The 16,995-nt window shown below is 44.7% G+C and carries 17 protein-coding genes and 3 tRNA genes (1 of these 20 running past the window's edge); 5 read left to right on the forward strand and 15 right to left on the reverse strand.

From position 1 onward, the window contains the following. The 5 genes from atpD to E3D00_RS03315 form a co-directional block, all read right to left on the reverse strand. Positions 1 to 1,013: the 5' portion of a F0F1 ATP synthase subunit beta gene (atpD, locus tag E3D00_RS03295; protein WP_141459916.1), read on the reverse strand. Its footprint begins 451 nt before the window's first position; only the first 1,013 of its 1,464 coding nucleotides appear in the window; its start codon is at positions 1,011 to 1,013; the stop codon falls past the left edge of the window. A 22-nt stretch (positions 1,014 to 1,035) separates the two neighbouring features. Further along, positions 1,036 to 1,929: a F0F1 ATP synthase subunit gamma gene (locus tag E3D00_RS03300; RefSeq protein WP_141459918.1), complete on the reverse strand. Its 894-nt coding sequence runs from the start codon at positions 1,927 to 1,929 to the stop codon at positions 1,036 to 1,038. A gap of 9 nt (positions 1,930 to 1,938) precedes the next feature. Continuing rightward, positions 1,939 to 3,474, reverse strand: coding sequence for a F0F1 ATP synthase subunit alpha (gene atpA, locus E3D00_RS03305; protein ID WP_141462347.1), 1,536 nt, complete (start codon positions 3,472 to 3,474; stop codon positions 1,939 to 1,941). Continuing rightward, positions 3,474 to 4,136, reverse strand: a complete 663-nt coding sequence (locus E3D00_RS03310) for a F0F1 ATP synthase subunit delta (RefSeq protein ID WP_246091485.1) — start codon at positions 4,134 to 4,136, stop codon at positions 3,474 to 3,476. Before E3D00_RS03310 ends, atpA begins: the two co-directional genes overlap by 1 nt. A gap of 262 nt (positions 4,137 to 4,398) precedes the next feature. After that, a tRNA-Gly gene (locus tag E3D00_RS03315) sits at positions 4,399 to 4,472 on the reverse strand. 173 nt (positions 4,473 to 4,645) lie between these two features. On the opposite strand from E3D00_RS03315, the gene E3D00_RS03320 reads away from it, so the two are divergent. The 3 genes from E3D00_RS03320 (at position 4,646) to nusG (ending at position 5,580) form a co-directional block, all read left to right on the forward strand. Beyond that, positions 4,646 to 4,722 (forward strand) — tRNA-Trp (locus E3D00_RS03320). A gap of 63 nt (positions 4,723 to 4,785) precedes the next feature. Further along, positions 4,786 to 5,040, forward strand: coding sequence for a preprotein translocase subunit SecE (gene secE, locus E3D00_RS03325; RefSeq protein ID WP_141462349.1), 255 nt, complete (start codon positions 4,786 to 4,788; stop codon positions 5,038 to 5,040). Positions 5,041 to 5,049: 9 nt separating this feature from the next. After that, positions 5,050 to 5,580, forward strand: a complete 531-nt coding sequence (nusG, locus tag E3D00_RS03330; RefSeq protein WP_141459920.1) for a transcription termination/antitermination protein NusG — start codon at positions 5,050 to 5,052, stop codon at positions 5,578 to 5,580. A gap of 64 nt (positions 5,581 to 5,644) precedes the next feature. Here nusG and E3D00_RS03335 read toward each other — a convergent pair whose 3' ends face one another. The 4 genes from E3D00_RS03335 to E3D00_RS03350 form a co-directional block, all read right to left on the reverse strand. Then, complete coding sequence (locus E3D00_RS03335; protein WP_181441988.1) at positions 5,645 to 6,265, reverse strand: PqiC family protein; 621 nt, start codon at positions 6,263 to 6,265, stop codon at positions 5,645 to 5,647. A 3-nt stretch (positions 6,266 to 6,268) separates the two neighbouring features. Then, entirely contained in the window at positions 6,269 to 7,945 is a 1,677-nt protein-coding gene (locus E3D00_RS03340) for a PqiB family protein (RefSeq protein WP_141459922.1), read from the reverse strand. Between the two features lie 6 nt (positions 7,946 to 7,951). After that, positions 7,952 to 9,421: a paraquat-inducible protein A gene (locus E3D00_RS03345; protein ID WP_141459924.1), complete on the reverse strand. Its 1,470-nt coding sequence runs from the start codon at positions 9,419 to 9,421 to the stop codon at positions 7,952 to 7,954. 165 nt (positions 9,422 to 9,586) lie between these two features. Next, a tRNA-Thr gene (locus tag E3D00_RS03350) sits at positions 9,587 to 9,662 on the reverse strand. 116 nt (positions 9,663 to 9,778) lie between these two features. Here E3D00_RS03350 and nagA point away from each other — a divergent pair. Continuing rightward, complete coding sequence (gene nagA / locus E3D00_RS03355) at positions 9,779 to 10,885, forward strand: N-acetylglucosamine-6-phosphate deacetylase (RefSeq protein WP_141459926.1); 1,107 nt, start codon at positions 9,779 to 9,781, stop codon at positions 10,883 to 10,885. Between the two features lie 44 nt (positions 10,886 to 10,929). On the opposite strand, the gene E3D00_RS03360 is transcribed toward nagA, so the two are convergent. The 3 genes from E3D00_RS03360 to E3D00_RS03370 form a co-directional block, all read right to left on the reverse strand. Next, entirely contained in the window at positions 10,930 to 11,193 is a 264-nt protein-coding gene (locus E3D00_RS03360; RefSeq protein ID WP_141459928.1) for a GlsB/YeaQ/YmgE family stress response membrane protein, read from the reverse strand. Positions 11,194 to 11,304: 111 nt separating this feature from the next. Further along, positions 11,305 to 12,351: an NAD(P)-dependent alcohol dehydrogenase gene (locus E3D00_RS03365; RefSeq protein ID WP_141459930.1), complete on the reverse strand. Its 1,047-nt coding sequence runs from the start codon at positions 12,349 to 12,351 to the stop codon at positions 11,305 to 11,307. A 97-nt stretch (positions 12,352 to 12,448) separates the two neighbouring features. Further along, positions 12,449 to 13,945, reverse strand: coding sequence for a carbohydrate porin (locus E3D00_RS03370; protein ID WP_141459932.1), 1,497 nt, complete (start codon positions 13,943 to 13,945; stop codon positions 12,449 to 12,451). Between the two features lie 136 nt (positions 13,946 to 14,081). Between E3D00_RS03370 and flgH the strand changes: the two genes are divergently transcribed. Further along, the gene (gene flgH, locus E3D00_RS03375) at positions 14,082 to 14,828 is read left to right on the forward strand and encodes a flagellar basal body L-ring protein FlgH (protein ID WP_141459934.1); all 747 of its coding nucleotides are present in this window, start codon (positions 14,082 to 14,084) and stop codon (positions 14,826 to 14,828) included. A 38-nt stretch (positions 14,829 to 14,866) separates the two neighbouring features. Here the strand turns inward: flgH and E3D00_RS03380 are convergent, their stop codons facing one another. The 3 genes from E3D00_RS03380 to E3D00_RS03390 are packed head-to-tail and all read right to left on the reverse strand — an operon-like array spanning position 14,867 to position 16,992. Further along, the gene (locus E3D00_RS03380; protein WP_141459936.1) at positions 14,867 to 16,111 is read right to left on the reverse strand and encodes a tetratricopeptide repeat protein; all 1,245 of its coding nucleotides are present in this window, start codon (positions 16,109 to 16,111) and stop codon (positions 14,867 to 14,869) included. A gap of 3 nt (positions 16,112 to 16,114) precedes the next feature. Continuing rightward, entirely contained in the window at positions 16,115 to 16,549 is a 435-nt protein-coding gene (locus E3D00_RS03385) for an ExbD/TolR family protein (protein ID WP_141459938.1), read from the reverse strand. 23 nt (positions 16,550 to 16,572) lie between these two features. Continuing rightward, positions 16,573 to 16,992, reverse strand: coding sequence for an ExbD/TolR family protein (locus tag E3D00_RS03390; protein WP_141459940.1), 420 nt, complete (start codon positions 16,990 to 16,992; stop codon positions 16,573 to 16,575). Between the last annotated feature and the right edge of the window lie 3 nt (positions 16,993 to 16,995).

Here is a 16,995-nt window from a genome sequence, read left to right on the forward strand (position 1 = left end):
TGAGCAAAAGTAGCTGCTGGTGCTGGGTCAGTTAAATCGTCTGCAGGAACGTAAACAGCTTGAACTGATGTAATCGAACCTTTTTTGGTCGATGTAATACGCTCTTGCAGAGCTCCCATTTCAGTCGCAAGCGTTGGCTGATAACCCACCGCAGAAGGGATACGCCCCAAAAGAGCAGAAACTTCTGAACCAGCTTGAGTGAAGCGGAAGATATTATCCACGAAGAACAATACGTCTTGACCTTCTTCATCACGGAAATATTCCGCTAAGGACAAGCCTGTCAGAGCAACACGAGCACGCGCTCCTGGTGGTTCATTCATTTGCCCATAAACAAGAGCAACTTTTGAACCTTCGGTAGAGCCATCTTCCCCAATTTTGATAACGCCAGCATCCTGCATTTCAAAATAAAGGTCATTACCTTCACGGGTACGCTCACCCACACCGGCAAAGACTGATACACCACCGTGCGCTTTAGCAATGTTATTAATCAATTCCTGAATAATAACCGTCTTGCCAACACCTGCTCCACCGAAAAGGCCAATTTTTCCGCCTTTTAAGTATGGGCACAAAAGATCGATCACTTTAATCCCAGTGACCAATATCTCTGTGGCTTCCGCTTGTTCCTCAAATGAAGGAGCCTTACGGTGAATAGGAAAATATTTATCGCTTTTGATAGGCCCGCGCTCATCAATCGCTTCACCGATCACGTTCAAGATACGGCCTAATGTCGCAGGTCCAACAGGAACAGTAATTTGTTTTCCTGTATCACGAACCTCTGCACCACGAATCAAACCATCCGTTGTATCCATTGCAATACAACGAACCTGACGTTCACCAATTTCTTGGGCAACTTCCAAAACCAACGTTTGGCCGTCATTTTGAACGTGCAGAGCGTTCAAAATATGTGGAAGTTCGCCTTCAAACTGCACATCAACAACTGGTCCACGAACTTGCGTGACACGACCAACAAGATTGTTTTCAGCTGAGGCAGAAGGGGTAAGAGTCTCAGACATTTGTTTTATCTCCTGCATGATCTCAAAGGGCTTCTGCGCCAGAGATGATCTCGATCAGTTCATTAGTAATATTAGCTTGACGAGTACGGTTGTATTTCTGCGTCAGACCATCAATTGCCTTACTTGCATTACGACTTGCATTATCCATAGCCGTCATGCGCGCTCCTTGTTCCCCAGCAGCACTTTCTAATAAGGCAGAGAAAATCTGAACCTGCAAATTACGTGGCAACAACTGCGCTAACAGCGTCTCTTCATCAGGCTCAAACTCATATTGAGGAGCATCAGAAAGCACCTCACTTTTGTTGTCATTTTCCGCAATTGGCCAAGGCACTAGCGGGGCTTGCACCACCACTTGGGTCATTGCGTTTACAAAGCGGTTGTAAATTAATGTGCAGCAATCAATCTCTCCTGCTTCAAGCATAGAGATAATTTTTTGCCCCACATACTCCGCTTTATCAAAGCCGACATCTCGTCCGGCAGTCCCAGCAACCTTCTCAACAACAAGGTCTGGGTACTCCCTCGCCAGTATATCTGCGCCTTTTTTGCCAACAGGAAGAATCCGTACGACACGTCCTTCACTCAACAGTTCACGAACTTCTTTTCGTACACTCCGAATGACATTGGCATTAAACCCACCGGCTAACCCTCGATCTGAGGTTAACACAACCAAAAGATGGATCTTTTCTTTCCCTGTCCCAACCAAAAGCTTAGGCAGCGTAGAAGGGTCTGCTGTTCGGCTAGCTTCTGAAAGCTCACTCATCATGCACTTCAGAGCATCCGCATATGGGCGTGCTTCTTCCGCTTGAGCTTGCGCTCGTCGCAGCTTAGAAGCTGCGACCATTTTCATAGCGTTGGTTATTTTTCGTGTCGACTTAACACCCGTAATTCGACCACGCAGTTCCTTCAAAGAAGGCATCGAATATCCTTAGGCTGAAAAGCGTTTACCAAAAGCTTCCAACAGCTCTTTTAGCTTGCTTTCTGTTTCTGGTGTTATTTGACGGTCATTACGAATAGCAGCAAGGATCTCCGATCCTGGGCCACGCATTTCGTTCAGAAGGGCAGCTTCATAAGCAACCACTTTATCAACCGCAATCGGGTCAAGGTAACCGCGAGTTCCCGCAAACAAGACAACAACCTGTTCCTCCACAGGCAAAGGTGCTGTTTCTGGCTGCTTCAGAAGCTCTACCAAACGAGCACCACGTTCTAGCTGCTTACGTGTCGCTGGATCCAAATCAGAAGCAAACTGGGAGAAGGCTGCCATCTCACGATACTGAGCCAATTCCAACTTAATCTTACCTGCAACCTGCTTCATGGCTTTGATCTGTGCAGCGGATCCCACACGAGATACAGACCCACCCACATTCACAGCTGGACGAATTCCCTTATAGAACAAATCAGTCTCTAAGAAGATCTGCCCGTCAGTAATCGAAATAACGTTCGTTGGAATGTAAGCTGCTGTATCACCTGCTTGTGTTTCAATAACAGGCAGAGCTGTTAAAGAGCCACCGCCATTTGCATCGGATAGTTTTGCAGCACGCTCAAGCAAACGAGAATGTAGATAGAAAACATCCCCAGGGAAAGCTTCACGAGCAGGAGGACGACGCAACAGCAGAGACATCTGACGATAAGCAACGGCTTGCTTTGACAAATCATCATAGCACACAAGTGCATGCATTCCGTTATCACGGAAATACTCACCCATTGCAGAGGCCGTATACGGTGCCAAATACTGCATTGGTGCAGCATCTGAAGCTGTTGCGGCAACAACAATGGAATACTCCATTGCACCTTGCTCTGTCAGAGTACGCACCAAGTTTGCAACTGTAGAACGCTTCTGACCGATCGCAACATAAATACAGTAAAGTGATTTCTTAGGATCACCTTCTGCGTTAACAGGCTTCTGAGCAATAATCGTATCAACTAGAATGGATGTTTTTCCAGTCTGACGATCACCAATAATCAACTCACGCTGACCACGCCCAATCGGCACCAAAGCATCAATGGATTTAATGCCTGTTTGCATCGGCTCGCTAACCGATTGACGTGGCATAATACCAGGAGCTTTTACTTCTGCGCGACGATAATCAACATCTGTTAATGGACCACGCCCGTCGATTGGATTACCTAAGCCGTCAACAACACGCCCCAACAATCCCTTCCCAACAGGAACTTCAACAACAGATTTGGTCCGCAGAACGGTATCGCCCTCACGGATTTCATCACCATCCCCAAAAACCACAACACCAACATTGTCGCTCTCAAGGTTCAAGGCCATACCTTTAAGGCCGCTACCTTCAAACTCAACCATTTCGCCGGCCATCACATCGGTTAGGCCGTAAACACGAGCAATACCATCTCCGATTGACAGCACCGTGCCTGTTTCTGAAACAGTTTCAGGTTTGTCAAAAGACGCGATTTGTTGCTTGAGGATGTCCGAAATCTCAGCAGGGCGGATATCCATCACGCGGCTCCCTTCATGGCATTTTCTAAGCGGGCCAAACGCCCGGCAATCGAGGTATCAAACAACACAGAACCAACACGCACAACCAATCCACCAATCAGGCTCGGGTCAGTACGCTCGGTAATGGACACATGACGATAACCAGCTTCAGCCAAACGGCTTTTAAGCTGATCGCGTTGCGCATCATTAAGTGGCTGTACAGAACAGACTTCAGCAACTACTTCCCCACGCACCTGGGCGTCCATTTGTATGAACGCATAAAGAATGTCTGGAAGTATTGAAAGACGGTGATTTCGAGCGACAACGCCGACTAGGCGACGTAAAGAATCCCCAAAACCCAACTGCTTCATTAAAGCTTCTATAATTTTTAATGAGCGTTGTTTATCTAATCGAGAATCGGCCAAAAAAGTGCGCAGTTCATGACTTTGCAGAATTGCCTCATGCAATCCCTGAACCTGCGTCAAAACACTCGGGATATCCCCTTGTTCTGATGCATAATCATAAAGTGCTCGGGCATAACGTTGCGCTACACCTTCCATGGGTCCCATTCGCGGCACCTGTGTCACCGTCACACGCGTGTTCCGTCTTACCTTAAACGCCGCCTTAGCGGCCAGAACCGGCCCATCCGATTCCTTGCGTCTTGTAATATCTGTACAGATCAAGCTTAAACAATCTCAAAAAAGATTGACTAAGCTTCCTTATCTAGGCTGCACAGAGCCTCTAGCACGCACATACACAAAAACGCAACCAAGCGTTATCTATAATTCACTATTATTTATCTTCGTTATAACGCTGATCTTAAATTAAGCGTGCAGATTAAGAGCAAAAAATCATCGCACAAAGACACTTCCTCGAAAGAAGACTTTATATCCTGAATGATATTTAATTTATAAGGAATAGTTGAACCGAATATTTTATAAATAGTGGAGCGGGCGAAGGGAATCGAACCCTCCTCAGAAGCTTGGAAGGCTACTGCATTACCACTATGCTACGCCCGCTCATTCGGTGCCTAGTTCCCTACTACACCCAGCTTTGGCATGCAATAGAAAAAATGACGTTGCCTAATGATTTTATTATCTCTCTTCCCTATTGACTTTTTCTTCAGAACAATATCTTTATGCACCCGTTGTCATGGACACGATCTGATACGTTAGAGTGTGTTTATTGATGTAGGGGTGTAGCTCAATTGGCTAGAGTGCCGGTCTCCAAAACCGGAGGTTGTGGGTTCGAGACCCTCCACCCCTGCCACCCACCCCGCTTGATCGGATTCTCCAATCACCGGGATACAGATTTTCACTTGATTTGAGGACGATAGTGTCGGTCAGTACCCCGAAAGACGAGCCGCGCAAGACTGCGCCTCAGAAGAATGGATCCCCTTTTAATCTCGTTGCATACGTCAAAGATGTGCGCGCAGAAGCAAAACGGGTGACATGGCCTACGCGCCGGAACACTATCATAACCACGGCCGCTGTTCTTGCGATGGTCACTGTGGCCTGTATTTTCTTCTTTATTGTGGACCAAGTTATTGGCCTTGGTGTCCGCGAACTTTTTGGCGTTGGAGGCTAAGTTAGCACCATGGCTAAGCGCTGGTATGTTGTGCACGTTTATTCTGGATTTGAGAAAAAAATAGCTTCTCATATTCAAGAGCAGGCAGCTCAAAAAGGATTATCAGATCACTTTGAACAAGTCCTTGTCCCTTCTGAAGGGGTAACGGAAATGCGTCGTGGCCGAAAGGTCAATGCTGAACGCAAATTTTTCCCTGGCTACGTTCTTGTTAAAATGGAACTGACTGACGAAGCTTGGCATTTGGTTAAAGATACTCCAAAAGTTACAGGCTTTCTTGGTACTCGTAACCGTCCAACTCCTATCAGCTCGGCTGAAGCTGATAGGATCATGAAACAAGCTCAAGAAGGTGTTGAACGCCCACGCTCCACTCTTACATTCGAGGTTGGCGAGCAAATTCGTGTGGCGGACGGCCCATTCACTTCTTTCAACGGCATGATTGAAGAAGTTGATGATGAGCGCCAACGCTTGAAAGTCAGCGTTTCCATCTTTGGACGTTCCACACCAGTAGAACTAGACTATAATCAAGTTGAAAAATTATAATCTACTCCTATTCCCATAAAAAAAGCCTCCATAACGGAGGCTTTTTTTATGGGATAATTACCACTTAAAAGCGAGGTAAACTATTTAATTTTGCCACCGCATGATCTGCTAACACAGACACCCCATCACTGAGTGCTGCCACCAATTTGTCTGAGTTATCCCCAACATATTGTGATGATCTCCACACAAAAGGTTCTGTCGATACAACCGCATTGCTCCCTGAAGCCGCTGAGTGCGCTGAAAGGGCCGCAATAATGATAGGGTATCCAGATGAATCAGATTCAAAATTTCTGATCGTAACTTCTACATATGCAGTAGGCGTTGTCGTTACAGCATCATTCTGAGCGATCACCGTACTCATCGGCATACGTTGCCCAATATCTGCTGCTAGCGTATGCCCTAACATATCTGGAAGAGCTTCACTCCAACTATTACCGCTCGCTAGCTCCGTGCGATACCCTTTGCTTTCCTGAACAATAGTATCTCGATCCAAACGCGCTGGAACAACTGGAGTGCGAACCTCTACAACAGAAGATCCAGAACCTGCCACAGGTACCCCGGCCTTAGGAGCCAGGGTATATAATTGTGGACTACTACTACACGCAGAAAGACCCGCTGCCATCCCGCCTAAAACACAGGTTACAATCGCTAATTGAACACCTGAAAAAACACCTCGTTTTGTCATAAATTAGTTCCTACGACCCGTAATCAAAGCAGATGGATGATGATCGATATAATCCGTTAAGAAGCGCAAGGATCTCATCATTTGTGTCATTTGCAAAACCATACTCTGCAAATTACGATGGAAATCTGTATCTCCACCATAGCTACCCAAGACAGCCTGTGCATTTGTTAATGTAGCTTGCAGAGACTTCATAAGTGCAGGCATATTCTGCTGCGCTTGGTTACTTAAAGCATCCAAATGTCGCAGTGAGTTACGAAACGCAATTAAGGTGTCTGTAACTTGACGACTATTCACCCTCTGATCTGTGTGCGCTATCAAATCGTTAACGTGAACACCGATCTTATCAAGAGGCATTGCAGCTATCTTATCTGTAATCGTCGCAACAGATTGCATAATTCCGTCAACACCACCGGCTTGACTTGGAATGACCGCAAAATCACCCTCATACTGCAAAGGAGCAGACGAACCAGACTTAACAAATTGCAATGCTATAGCAGACTCACCCGTAATAAAACTGACGCTCTGTACAGATGCTGTCATGCCATTCTCAACATACGCTTTGAGATATTCTTGAATTTCTTTAAGCCGATTAATATCCTTTTCTGGAATAATGCGTTCAGGCTCTAACTCCATTTCCACTCGGACACGTGGCCGCTCATTTAAAGATAGCATCTGAAGCTTAACAGACGTGATGGATCCAACTTGCATGCCAAACAACATGACCTGACCACCAGCAGCCAGACCTTGAACCGAACTATCCAGATACGTAACAGCCTTTAAGCGCTTATGGTATTGTGCACTATCCGCATCCGCCTGACTTGCATACAACTTAAAGACAGAATTTTCTGCTGCAAGAGGGGCTTCAACACCTCTTCTACGAGCTGGCAGGCCAAAAGCTACACCACCTGAAAGAAGAGCTTGAAACGATTGCACTTGTACTTTTAGACCACCAGCGCCTAGCCCGACCTGTATGCCAGAAACGTTCCAAAAACGACTATCTGTTCTCAAGTAATGATCATACGGCGCTTTAACAAAGACCTGTACCACAATTGGGCCAGAACCACCTGGTGGCATCGTATACCCCAGAACCTCACCCACTGTGATATCCCGGAAGAAAACAGGTGCCCCTTGTCCCAAAGAACCCAAAGAAGGGGTGACAAGCCAGAACGTTGAACCAGGCTGGTCGGAACGCACACCTGGGGCGGTTTCAAGACCACGGAATTCTGTTTTGTAATGCCCACCGGGAGCCCCCGGATCAATCGCAATATAAGCACCAGACAACAGCGTATCGAGACCCGTTATACTCGCACCATTAATACGCGGCCTTACCACCCAAAAACGCGTATGATCTGTTAATATATGAGCACTACTTCCTGTCATTTGAACAACGACATTCACATGCTGCATATCGTCACTCAGCGTAACGTCTTGCACGGTTCCGAGCGTAACAGCTTTGTTTTTAACCTGCGTCTGACCAGGTGTCAGGCCATCAGCCGTATCAAACGTAATCGTAATTTCTGGCCCACGGGTGGCAAAGTGCTTCCATGCCAACCATCCTGAAATTAAAATAGCTATAATAGGGATCAGCAAAATCAAAGAAAAGCGGGTTCGCTTTACAGGCGCTTCTCTCGGAGAAATTGGTTGCTGTCCACGATCATAATCGTGTCGAGTATCGCTCACGCAGTTTCAGGCTCCATATTGTGATTGAGAGGGAACAGAAGATAAGGCCTTACCCTCTTCCAATGATTTAACATCTTCGTTTTTTATACTCTGGCTTTGCCAAGTATCATTCAACCCTACAACATCCCAAATTTCCCTAGGGTCAAACGCTTCTGCTGCAAAAATAGTTAAAATCACAACAAATGCAAAACAAACCATCCCAGGATCAGCCGTAATATTAGCAATAAATCCAAAATGCACAACAGCACACAGGATCGATATCATAAAAACGTCGATTAGGGACCAACGGCCGATCACTTCAACCATACGATATAACTTGCCTAAGAATGGCAAATTCCAACGGCTTTTTATTTTTATACTCAAAATCATCGTGGCTAAAGATAAGATTTTCAGCACAGGGACAGTAATACTGGCAAATAATACAAGCAAAGAAAGTGGTATCATATTGGCTTTCCACAGTTCTATTACACCACTGATAATAGTACTCGGCATGCCCGTACCAACTCTTGTATAAGTCATAACCGGGAGTATATTCGCTGGGATATAGAAAAAGAAACCTGCCAACAAAAAGCATGTCGCATTTCTGATACTATTCGGTTTGCGCCTACGTACGATCTGATTACAACGCGGGCAGTCACCTATATCCATTTCTTGGGGAACAGAATGATCAAACCCCATAACCAGATGGCATGACCCACAAGAAATCATATTTTTAACTGGAGGCAGTCTGTCCTCTGACGCACTCAAACATTCAACATCCAGAACATTACCTTGATGATCATTTGCTTCATGCTGCAAGGGGCGACGGCGCCAAATCATATCTTCGTCAAATGTTGAATCAACAGCAGCCATAGTTAACATTAATGCACCGAGCAAATAAATTCCCGGTTGCAGAATAACCAAGGCTAAGTCGACTAACTTGGTGTAGGCAACAAGCACACCAAGCACATAAACCTCAACCATTGACCATCCACGTAAGCGATGGTACCAGCTCAATAAACGTGGCGTCCAATCTGGCATTATGGGCCTAGAAGCCCCGTAAAGAATTGTTCCCATTAAGGCAATAACAATCCCAGGCATTATAATAGTCGTTAATGCAACAAGAAACTCTATTTCTCCATAACCCTGTACTCCAAGCTCCAAAGGGCCAGAGAACAACGAAACAGTATTTTCTCGTCCGTAAACGTTCAATACCATTAATGAATTCATCAAAAGAGAAACATAAATAGCAGCTGAGGCGACACAGAAAGCCGCTGGAGCCCCAATAACGGATGTCTTTCTTCTCCGAATTAAAGTGCTGCTACACCGCTCACATTTTACGACAAAACCCGGTTTAACCAAAGGTACTTTCTGGAAAAGACCACATGTTTTGCACTCTCGCATTCCACGAATAACACGCAAAGACGAATGTACATTCTGCGCTCCAGAAAAGCTCGTTGCTTGTTGCCAAAGACGCTTATGGAAACGATCAGACATGTTGCTCCTAACTCAACGCAACCAAGGCAACACGAGCCAGTGTCGCTTTTCCCTAACATAGGGATTAATACATTGTGTGATATCCCGATCAAACGGAATATTGCAAACAACATCCTTCAATATATTGAAAATCTTTTAAAGGAAAATATCTTTTTAACTCCTCAATGGTGCCGGTGAAGAGATTCGAACTCCCGACCCCATCATTACGAATGACGTGCTCTACCAACTGAGCTACACCGGCACTTGCACCATCGAGGTAGATTGCTACCTAGCGAACAACTCAAAAATTTGCAATCCTTATACTTTAAATATTTTTATCAGTTGATTTTTATTATCAAACATAAGGCTTTTTTGCTTATGCCATCCATAAATGGTGCTCTTATTTTACCAGATAAAATTATAAATGGGCAAATCGACTTCCAATCACATATTGAAAAAATCATCGAATTACCTCATACCCTCAATCAATATATCCTTCCCGGCTTTATTGATTGTCACGTACATGGCGGCAATGGATACGACACTATGGATGGTATTACGGCCATAAAACATATGTCTCATTTCCACATGTCTCATGGGACAACCACTCTGCTCCCTACAACGATTACAGCCCCATGGTCAGATATTATCCATGCACTTCACTCAATTAAAGAAGTGATGGAACATAAAACTCTTAACGGCCCGAGAATTCATGGCGCACATTTAGAAGGACCGTTTATCAATCCTCTTAAGCGCGGTGCGCAGCCTCCTTTTTGTATTCTTCCTACACCTAGAAAAATTCAAGAGGCCCTTCAAACCGAGTGTATTAAAATCATTACACTTGCTCCAGAGATCGAACACGCTCAGGAAGCTATGCAAACATTTTCTCAACATGGGATCCGTGTCAGCCTTGGGCATACTCTCGCCAGTTACGAAGAAACAAAGAACGCTATTTGCACTATTTGTTCATCAAGAGGCACTCCTGGAGCGACACACCTTTTTAACGCCATGCCATCCTTAAGCGCTCGAACCCCCGGCCCTATACCTGCTTTTCTATGTGACAGCGTAAGTTATGCAGAGTTAATCTTTGATAATCATCATGTCCACCACGCCAACATGCAACTGGCATTACAAACCATGCAAGACAGATTATTCTTTGTTACAGATTCAATGCGAGGAGCCGGCCAACCTGATGGCTTAAGCACTCTTGGCGGACAGGGCGTCTTTATTAAAGATGGTGTTGCCAGATTAGAAAACGGCACACTTGCAGGCAGTGTCCTAACGCTCGATCAAGCCCTACGTAATGCCATCAAGAAAGGCAAAAACTTATTGGAAGCAGCCAAACTTGTCAGCACAAATGCTGCACATTATCTTGGCTTAAAAGACCGAGGTGAAATAAAAGAAGGACTCTTAGCAGACTTCACTATTCTCAATGAAAAACTTGAAGTCTGCGAAGTTTGGATAAATGGTCAACGTAAAGTTTAAGTGGTTCTTTTAGATAAGAAGAACCACACCACCCTCTCACGTTCTTAGTCAGAAGAATCTGCACTACCAAATAACACACGATACGCGATCAATAGAATAATTGCCCCAACAATGGACGCAATAAAGCCCACGGGCTGGCCGGGCTGATACAAATGAAGGGCGCGTCCCAAATAACCCGCAACAACAGACCCTGCTACACCCAACAAAGCGGTGATAATAAACCCTCCAGGATCACGTCCTGGCATCAAAAGTTTAGCAATTGTGCCAACAACAAGGCCAATTATCGCTGTATAAATAAGATGAAGCATGCGGACTTCCTATTAGAAAGGGTTAGGTCTTTCTCTAAAACGCGACACTCTTATTGTCGTTCCAAAAAGGATAGGATCTTCCCCACCAAGAGAAGACCCTATTACTCCAGCTTAGAAATTTGATTTTTTCATATCAACGACAAAGCGATATTTCACATCACCTTTTTCCAAACGAACAAAAGCGTCGTTAATATCTTCCATTTTAATCATTTCACAGTCGGCTAAAATGTTCTTTCTGCCACAAAAATCAAGCAATTCTTGGGTTTGTTCAATTCCCCCAATCAAAGACCCTGTTAAATGACGGCGTCCAAAAACTAATGGAAGCGTATTAAATCCTGGAGCAGGACCAATCTGTCCCACCATTGCGATCGTTCCGCCAAGATCTAAAAGTGGAAAATATTCGGAAACATCATGCTCTACAGGAATTGTATCAATAATCACATCAAAGCTAGAGGCAGCTTCTTCCATCTGTTTTGCATCAGAAGAAACAAGATATTTGTCCGCTCCCAACTCAAATGCTGTGCTTTCTTTCGACTTTGAGCGACTAATCACTGTAACTTCTGCACCTAGAGCAGAGGCCAATTTGACAGCCATATGGCCAAGACCACCAAGACCGGCGACAGCAACACGACTGCCAGGACCGACACCATAATTCCGAAGCGGTGCATAGGTTGTAATACCCGCACACAAGATAGGAGCTACACGAGCTATATCCAAATTCTCTGGAACAGAAAGAACAAATTGCTCTCTTACAACAATATGCTGTGAATACCCGCCATAGGTTATTTCTTTCGTGATCCGGTCTGGACTATTATATGTGAAAGTAGCCCCTTCCAAACAAAACTGCTCTTCATTTGCACGGCAGTGCTTACATTGCTGACAGCTATCAACCATACATCCGACAGCAACTGTATCACCTTTTTTGAATTTTTTTACGTCAGAGCCAACGTCTACTACTCGGCCAACAATTTCATGCCCAGGAACAACAGGATAAATTGAATTTTTCCAATCATTATGAGCCTGATGCAGGTCACTATGACACACACCACAATACAAAACCTCTATCGCAACATCATTCGGACGAACATCACGTCGTTCAAACGTGAACGGCCGCATAGGAGATTCTGCACTCTCTGCAAAAAAGCCACGTGTTTGCATGGAATATTTCCTCATATAAGTTAATGTTTGAAGTATACTCTATTTTTTGTATCTTTTACAATCATAAAGACACTTTTTAATAGTATCGAATAGTTAATTAAAATATTTCAACATGACTTCTAAAGCCCAACATCCACGCATCCTTCAAATTTACCTGCCCATTAGGGTTATGATAATATTGAATATCTGGCTCAAACGTAATTGCGCCTGTAACAGAAAGCGTATAATTCAATTCTGCTACTTCCTGATGAGATTGAATACCTGTCGCACGATAGGGAAGAGACCTTTTTGCTTGATAGAGCATTCTTTCCGTTCGCTGCACACCCGGTGCTATATGAACATAAGATAAACCTAGGCCAATACTATCTGCAGGCCTCTGCTTCCAGAAGCCTTTCCAAACCAATCCAATATATAACTGTCGATCTCGTAAAGCTGTTTTCCGATCATTAAAAACAGCCCCTCCCAAAAGGAAGACACCACCATTGGGGTTATACGCAGAACCTTTTACGCACTGATCCCCCATAAGCCAGATAGACCACGCTCCACTATGCCGTGCAGCAGTATATCCACTATCTTCATACAGATTCCCCAAAGAGTTATAAAAATTCTCCTGTCGGGCCATTGTCTCTACAGCAACACCTAACTTGTAGTGTCCAGAATATTTATAGCGATGTGATTTCCTCCAAAAGGTTGGCTGCCACCCCACCTCTGTAGGAAAAATCTCTCCTACAATATTAGAGCCATTCAATTTAAATCCTGTTCGATGTTGGGCTGTTGAATAAATACCTTCTTCAGCAAAATATATTCCCGTTTGAATATATATATCCCGGCGCCACGGCCTACCACGAACTCTTAAGGCCCAGACGGAGGCAGGGTAAGAACTATAATATGAACTATCTCCTGCTCCTTTAGGTCTTCCACAAAAGCTATTATTTATAAAAGTACAAAACATTGTCCCTGACGCGAAATCAGATAATTGCGCCATACGCCCCGCCGCGATAGCCAATCTATTATTAAATAGATGCTGCTCCCCGTATGCCATCACCATATGCACAACAACATTTCCACCGCCACCATATGTTTCCTGACTGTGAGCCAGCCAATCCCCAAACATTCGGTTCGCAGTTGTTCCGTAACGCCCTATAAAAATTGCATGCGTCGTAAACCCTTTTAGTCCTACCAAAGAACTCCAATCCGTAAAGACATTGAATGCATACTGACCTGCATTCGATGCTCCTTGCCTATAACCATGCCCCTTCGTGGGAGATGTCACCGCCCCCATAAATTCATTAAGATTATCCAGCTGTGCAATGGTTCCATGGCGTCTCAACCACCCATCCGAAGCGTTCAAAAAAGGGAAAAGAGAGGGTGGTGCGGAAAGCCTCTTCTCCATATTTTCAAACACAGAAGCTTTCGGTAACTGCTCAGCCGCATCAATCAATAATGACGATGCCTCAGTTTCCGCATTCTGCTCGGATGCGGTTGTACCTTCTGAGGGTATTTTTATCTCTTGCGTATAGCCCTCACAAGGCAGGCCTAAAAAACCTCCTAATGCGATTGCAAATCTATAAGAATAAATTCCTGCTATTCTCATCGAATATTTACACAGCCTAGATTAATAAAAAATTCCTCTAACATTAAAGTCTATTTTACCCCTTCAGGTTTAACTAATTTTTGATCTTTTTTTTAGATATTCACATTTAATATCAATAGACGGTTTTAGGCTTCCCATGTTTCGCATTTCTCCAAAAACCGTAAAGTATTTTTCTTTGAGTATCCTATTATCATCAACAGCTGCATGCTCATCACTAGCACAACTCTCTGAAGTTGGCCGCCCTCCACGAATGACGGCTATATCTGACCCAACATTAGCCGCAAGCTACCGCCCCATTACAATGCCTATGCCTCCTCTACGTCCCCCCCCAGAAGAGGAAGCAAGTCTTTGGCAAAGCGGTAGCAAAGCCTTTTTTAAGGATCAAAGAGCATCGCAAGTGGGTGATCTTGTTACAATCATCGTTGATATTACTGATAATGCTGCGTTTAATAATGGAACAACCGCAAATAGAGCCGCAACTGAAAAGTTTGGTATTCCAAACTTCTTCGGAATCAAAGGCAAAATAGTCGATGCTCTTACGGGGGCAAACAGCTTACAAACCAGTAGCAGCAGCAACAACAACGCTACGGGCAAAATTGCGCGAAATGAAACTGTGACACTGCGCTTGGCGGGCACCATTACACAAGTGCTTCCAAACGGCAATTTTGTTGTTATGGGAAAACAGGAAGTCCGCGTAAATAGTGAACTACGCGAGCTTGGGGTGAGTGGTATTGTGCGTCCTCAAGATATTACAGCCGATAATACAGTCACACACGATCGCATGGCCGAAGCGCGCATTGCCTATGGCGGGCGCGGTACCCTATCTCAGCTTCAAACCCCTCGATACGGTCAACAGATTATAGGAAACATCTTACCATTCTAGTAAATAGGTCGAACTCTTTAAGTCCGACCTATCCAATTTTAATGTATTGAACGCTCTAGCAATAAACCCCACAATTCTGCGACATCCTTTGTAGCGCCTTGATCCGAAATCGCATTTAACGTTTTGATTGCTTCTGCTTTATGGCCACCATCCATTTGCGCCATACCGTATTGCAACTGGGCTAAAGCAGGGTAGCGTGGATTTTTTGCAAGCCCTCGACGCATCAAAGCAAGGCCTTGGTCAACTTTACCATTAAGAACCAAGTTATAACCCGCCGTTAGAGGAGCAGCTGCATTCGTTGATGTCCCCGCAGCTTCCACAAGCTGAGGCAATTGAGCACGTTCTGTTGCCGCATGTTGAGCAACAAATGAACGGAACTTTGCATCCGCTTGAGCAGTAGAACCACTACCAAGAACTTTATTCGCATATCCTTGATCAAGTAAGTTCAAGCCCAGCTGAGATAAACCCATTTGCACCGCCCGTTCTCCCATATCCTGATAATCGGATGGGTTTTTCAGAACACCTGTGGCCAACCTCAACCGCTCAACATAAAAAACAAGAGACGGAGAAAGATTAGGGTTCGCGACCAAGTCATGAACCAACACGCTCCAATAGTCCGGCTTGGAGTAGTATTTGGCAAGAAGAACATACACATGCGTTTTCGCATTTGTATCTTTTAAATTGGTGTAAGCTGTGGCCAACATCTGAAGCTGACTTTCTACAGGAATGCGATGAGCTTTCAATGTTGAATCAACAACTTCCTGCGCTACACGTGCTGTATTTTTCCAATCGCTCTGAAGATAATAACTTTGAATCAACATGGTTTGCATACGTGCATCAGACCCATGTTGATTCAAATATTTTTCAATTGCTTTAATGGCAACTGGATAATTCTTTGCATTATAAGCCAAAGAAGCCTCAGCCATCAGCATTTGAGCTTTAGCTTCCTTAGGTGTCCGTGAACTTGCGATTAAGACATCATAAGCTTTAATTGCTGCCTCAACATCACCAGACTGAGCAGCTACTGCTGCACGCATTTGCGCTGTCGTATAGGCTTCATAGTCTGTTTTGCCCTTAACCGCATCGGCCGCATTTACAGCTGACATCGCTTTCGTGTAGTTTTTAGCAGCCAAAGCCGCTTGAGCTTGCTGCAAATCTTTACCGACAACTTGCCCTAATACATCATCTGCGTGTGCAACAGCTCCCGACAAAACTCCCGCACTCACAATTCCTGTAAGCAGTAAAGAGCGAACACTGACATAACGGTTAAGGTACAAAAACACGATTTACTGTCCTTCCATAAATTGATCCGCACCCACAATTCCTAACTGCGTAATGCCTAACCGTTGAGCATCAGCAAGGACATGCGCAACCGTTTTATAATCTGACAAACGATTAGGATGAATGTGCATCTCTGGCTGTTTCGCCTCTGCTGCTGCGGCACGGAAATGCTCCTGCAAAGCAGCTTCTGATGTTATCGGCTCATCATTCCACGTAATACTATTATCATAGCCGATACTTACCGTAACCAAGTGAGGCTGCTCTGTAGAAGGTGGTGGATTACCTTGTGGCAAATCAATAGAAACAGAATGCGTCTGAAGAGGTATAGTGATGATTAACATAATCAATAACACCAACATCACATCAATAAGTGGTGTGGTATTGATATCCACAATACCTTCATCTTCGTGAGTACTATCAGTCCCGATATTCATACCCATAATTCTGGCCTCCCCAGAACAACCTAGTGTGGTTGTTCTGTGATAAAATCAACATGTGCAATACCAGCCTGCTGGCATGCAGTAACAATCTGTCCTACCGCCAAGTATTTCACAGAAGCATCTCCGCGAATTTGTACTTGTGGTTGAGGCCGTTGCTTGGCAGCCTCGGTTAAACGATCAACGAGTTCATGTTGAGACCGTACAGGAATTGTATTCCAATATGTCTGCCCATCAGACGTAACCGCCAAGACGATATTCCCTGGTTTGGTCTGTGTCGGCTGATTAGCATCAACCGGCAACTTGACCTTTACAGTATGAGTGGCCACAGGAATGGTGATCAAAAAAATGATCAACAAAACCAACATAACGTCAACGAGAGGTGTGGTGTTGATTGCCGACACCACCTCGTCGTCACCGCTGCCTCCTCCGACGTTCATTGCCATATT

Source organism: Swingsia samuiensis (assembly GCF_006542355.1).
Taxonomy (GTDB): Bacteria; Pseudomonadota; Alphaproteobacteria; order Acetobacterales; family Acetobacteraceae; genus Gluconobacter; species Gluconobacter samuiensis.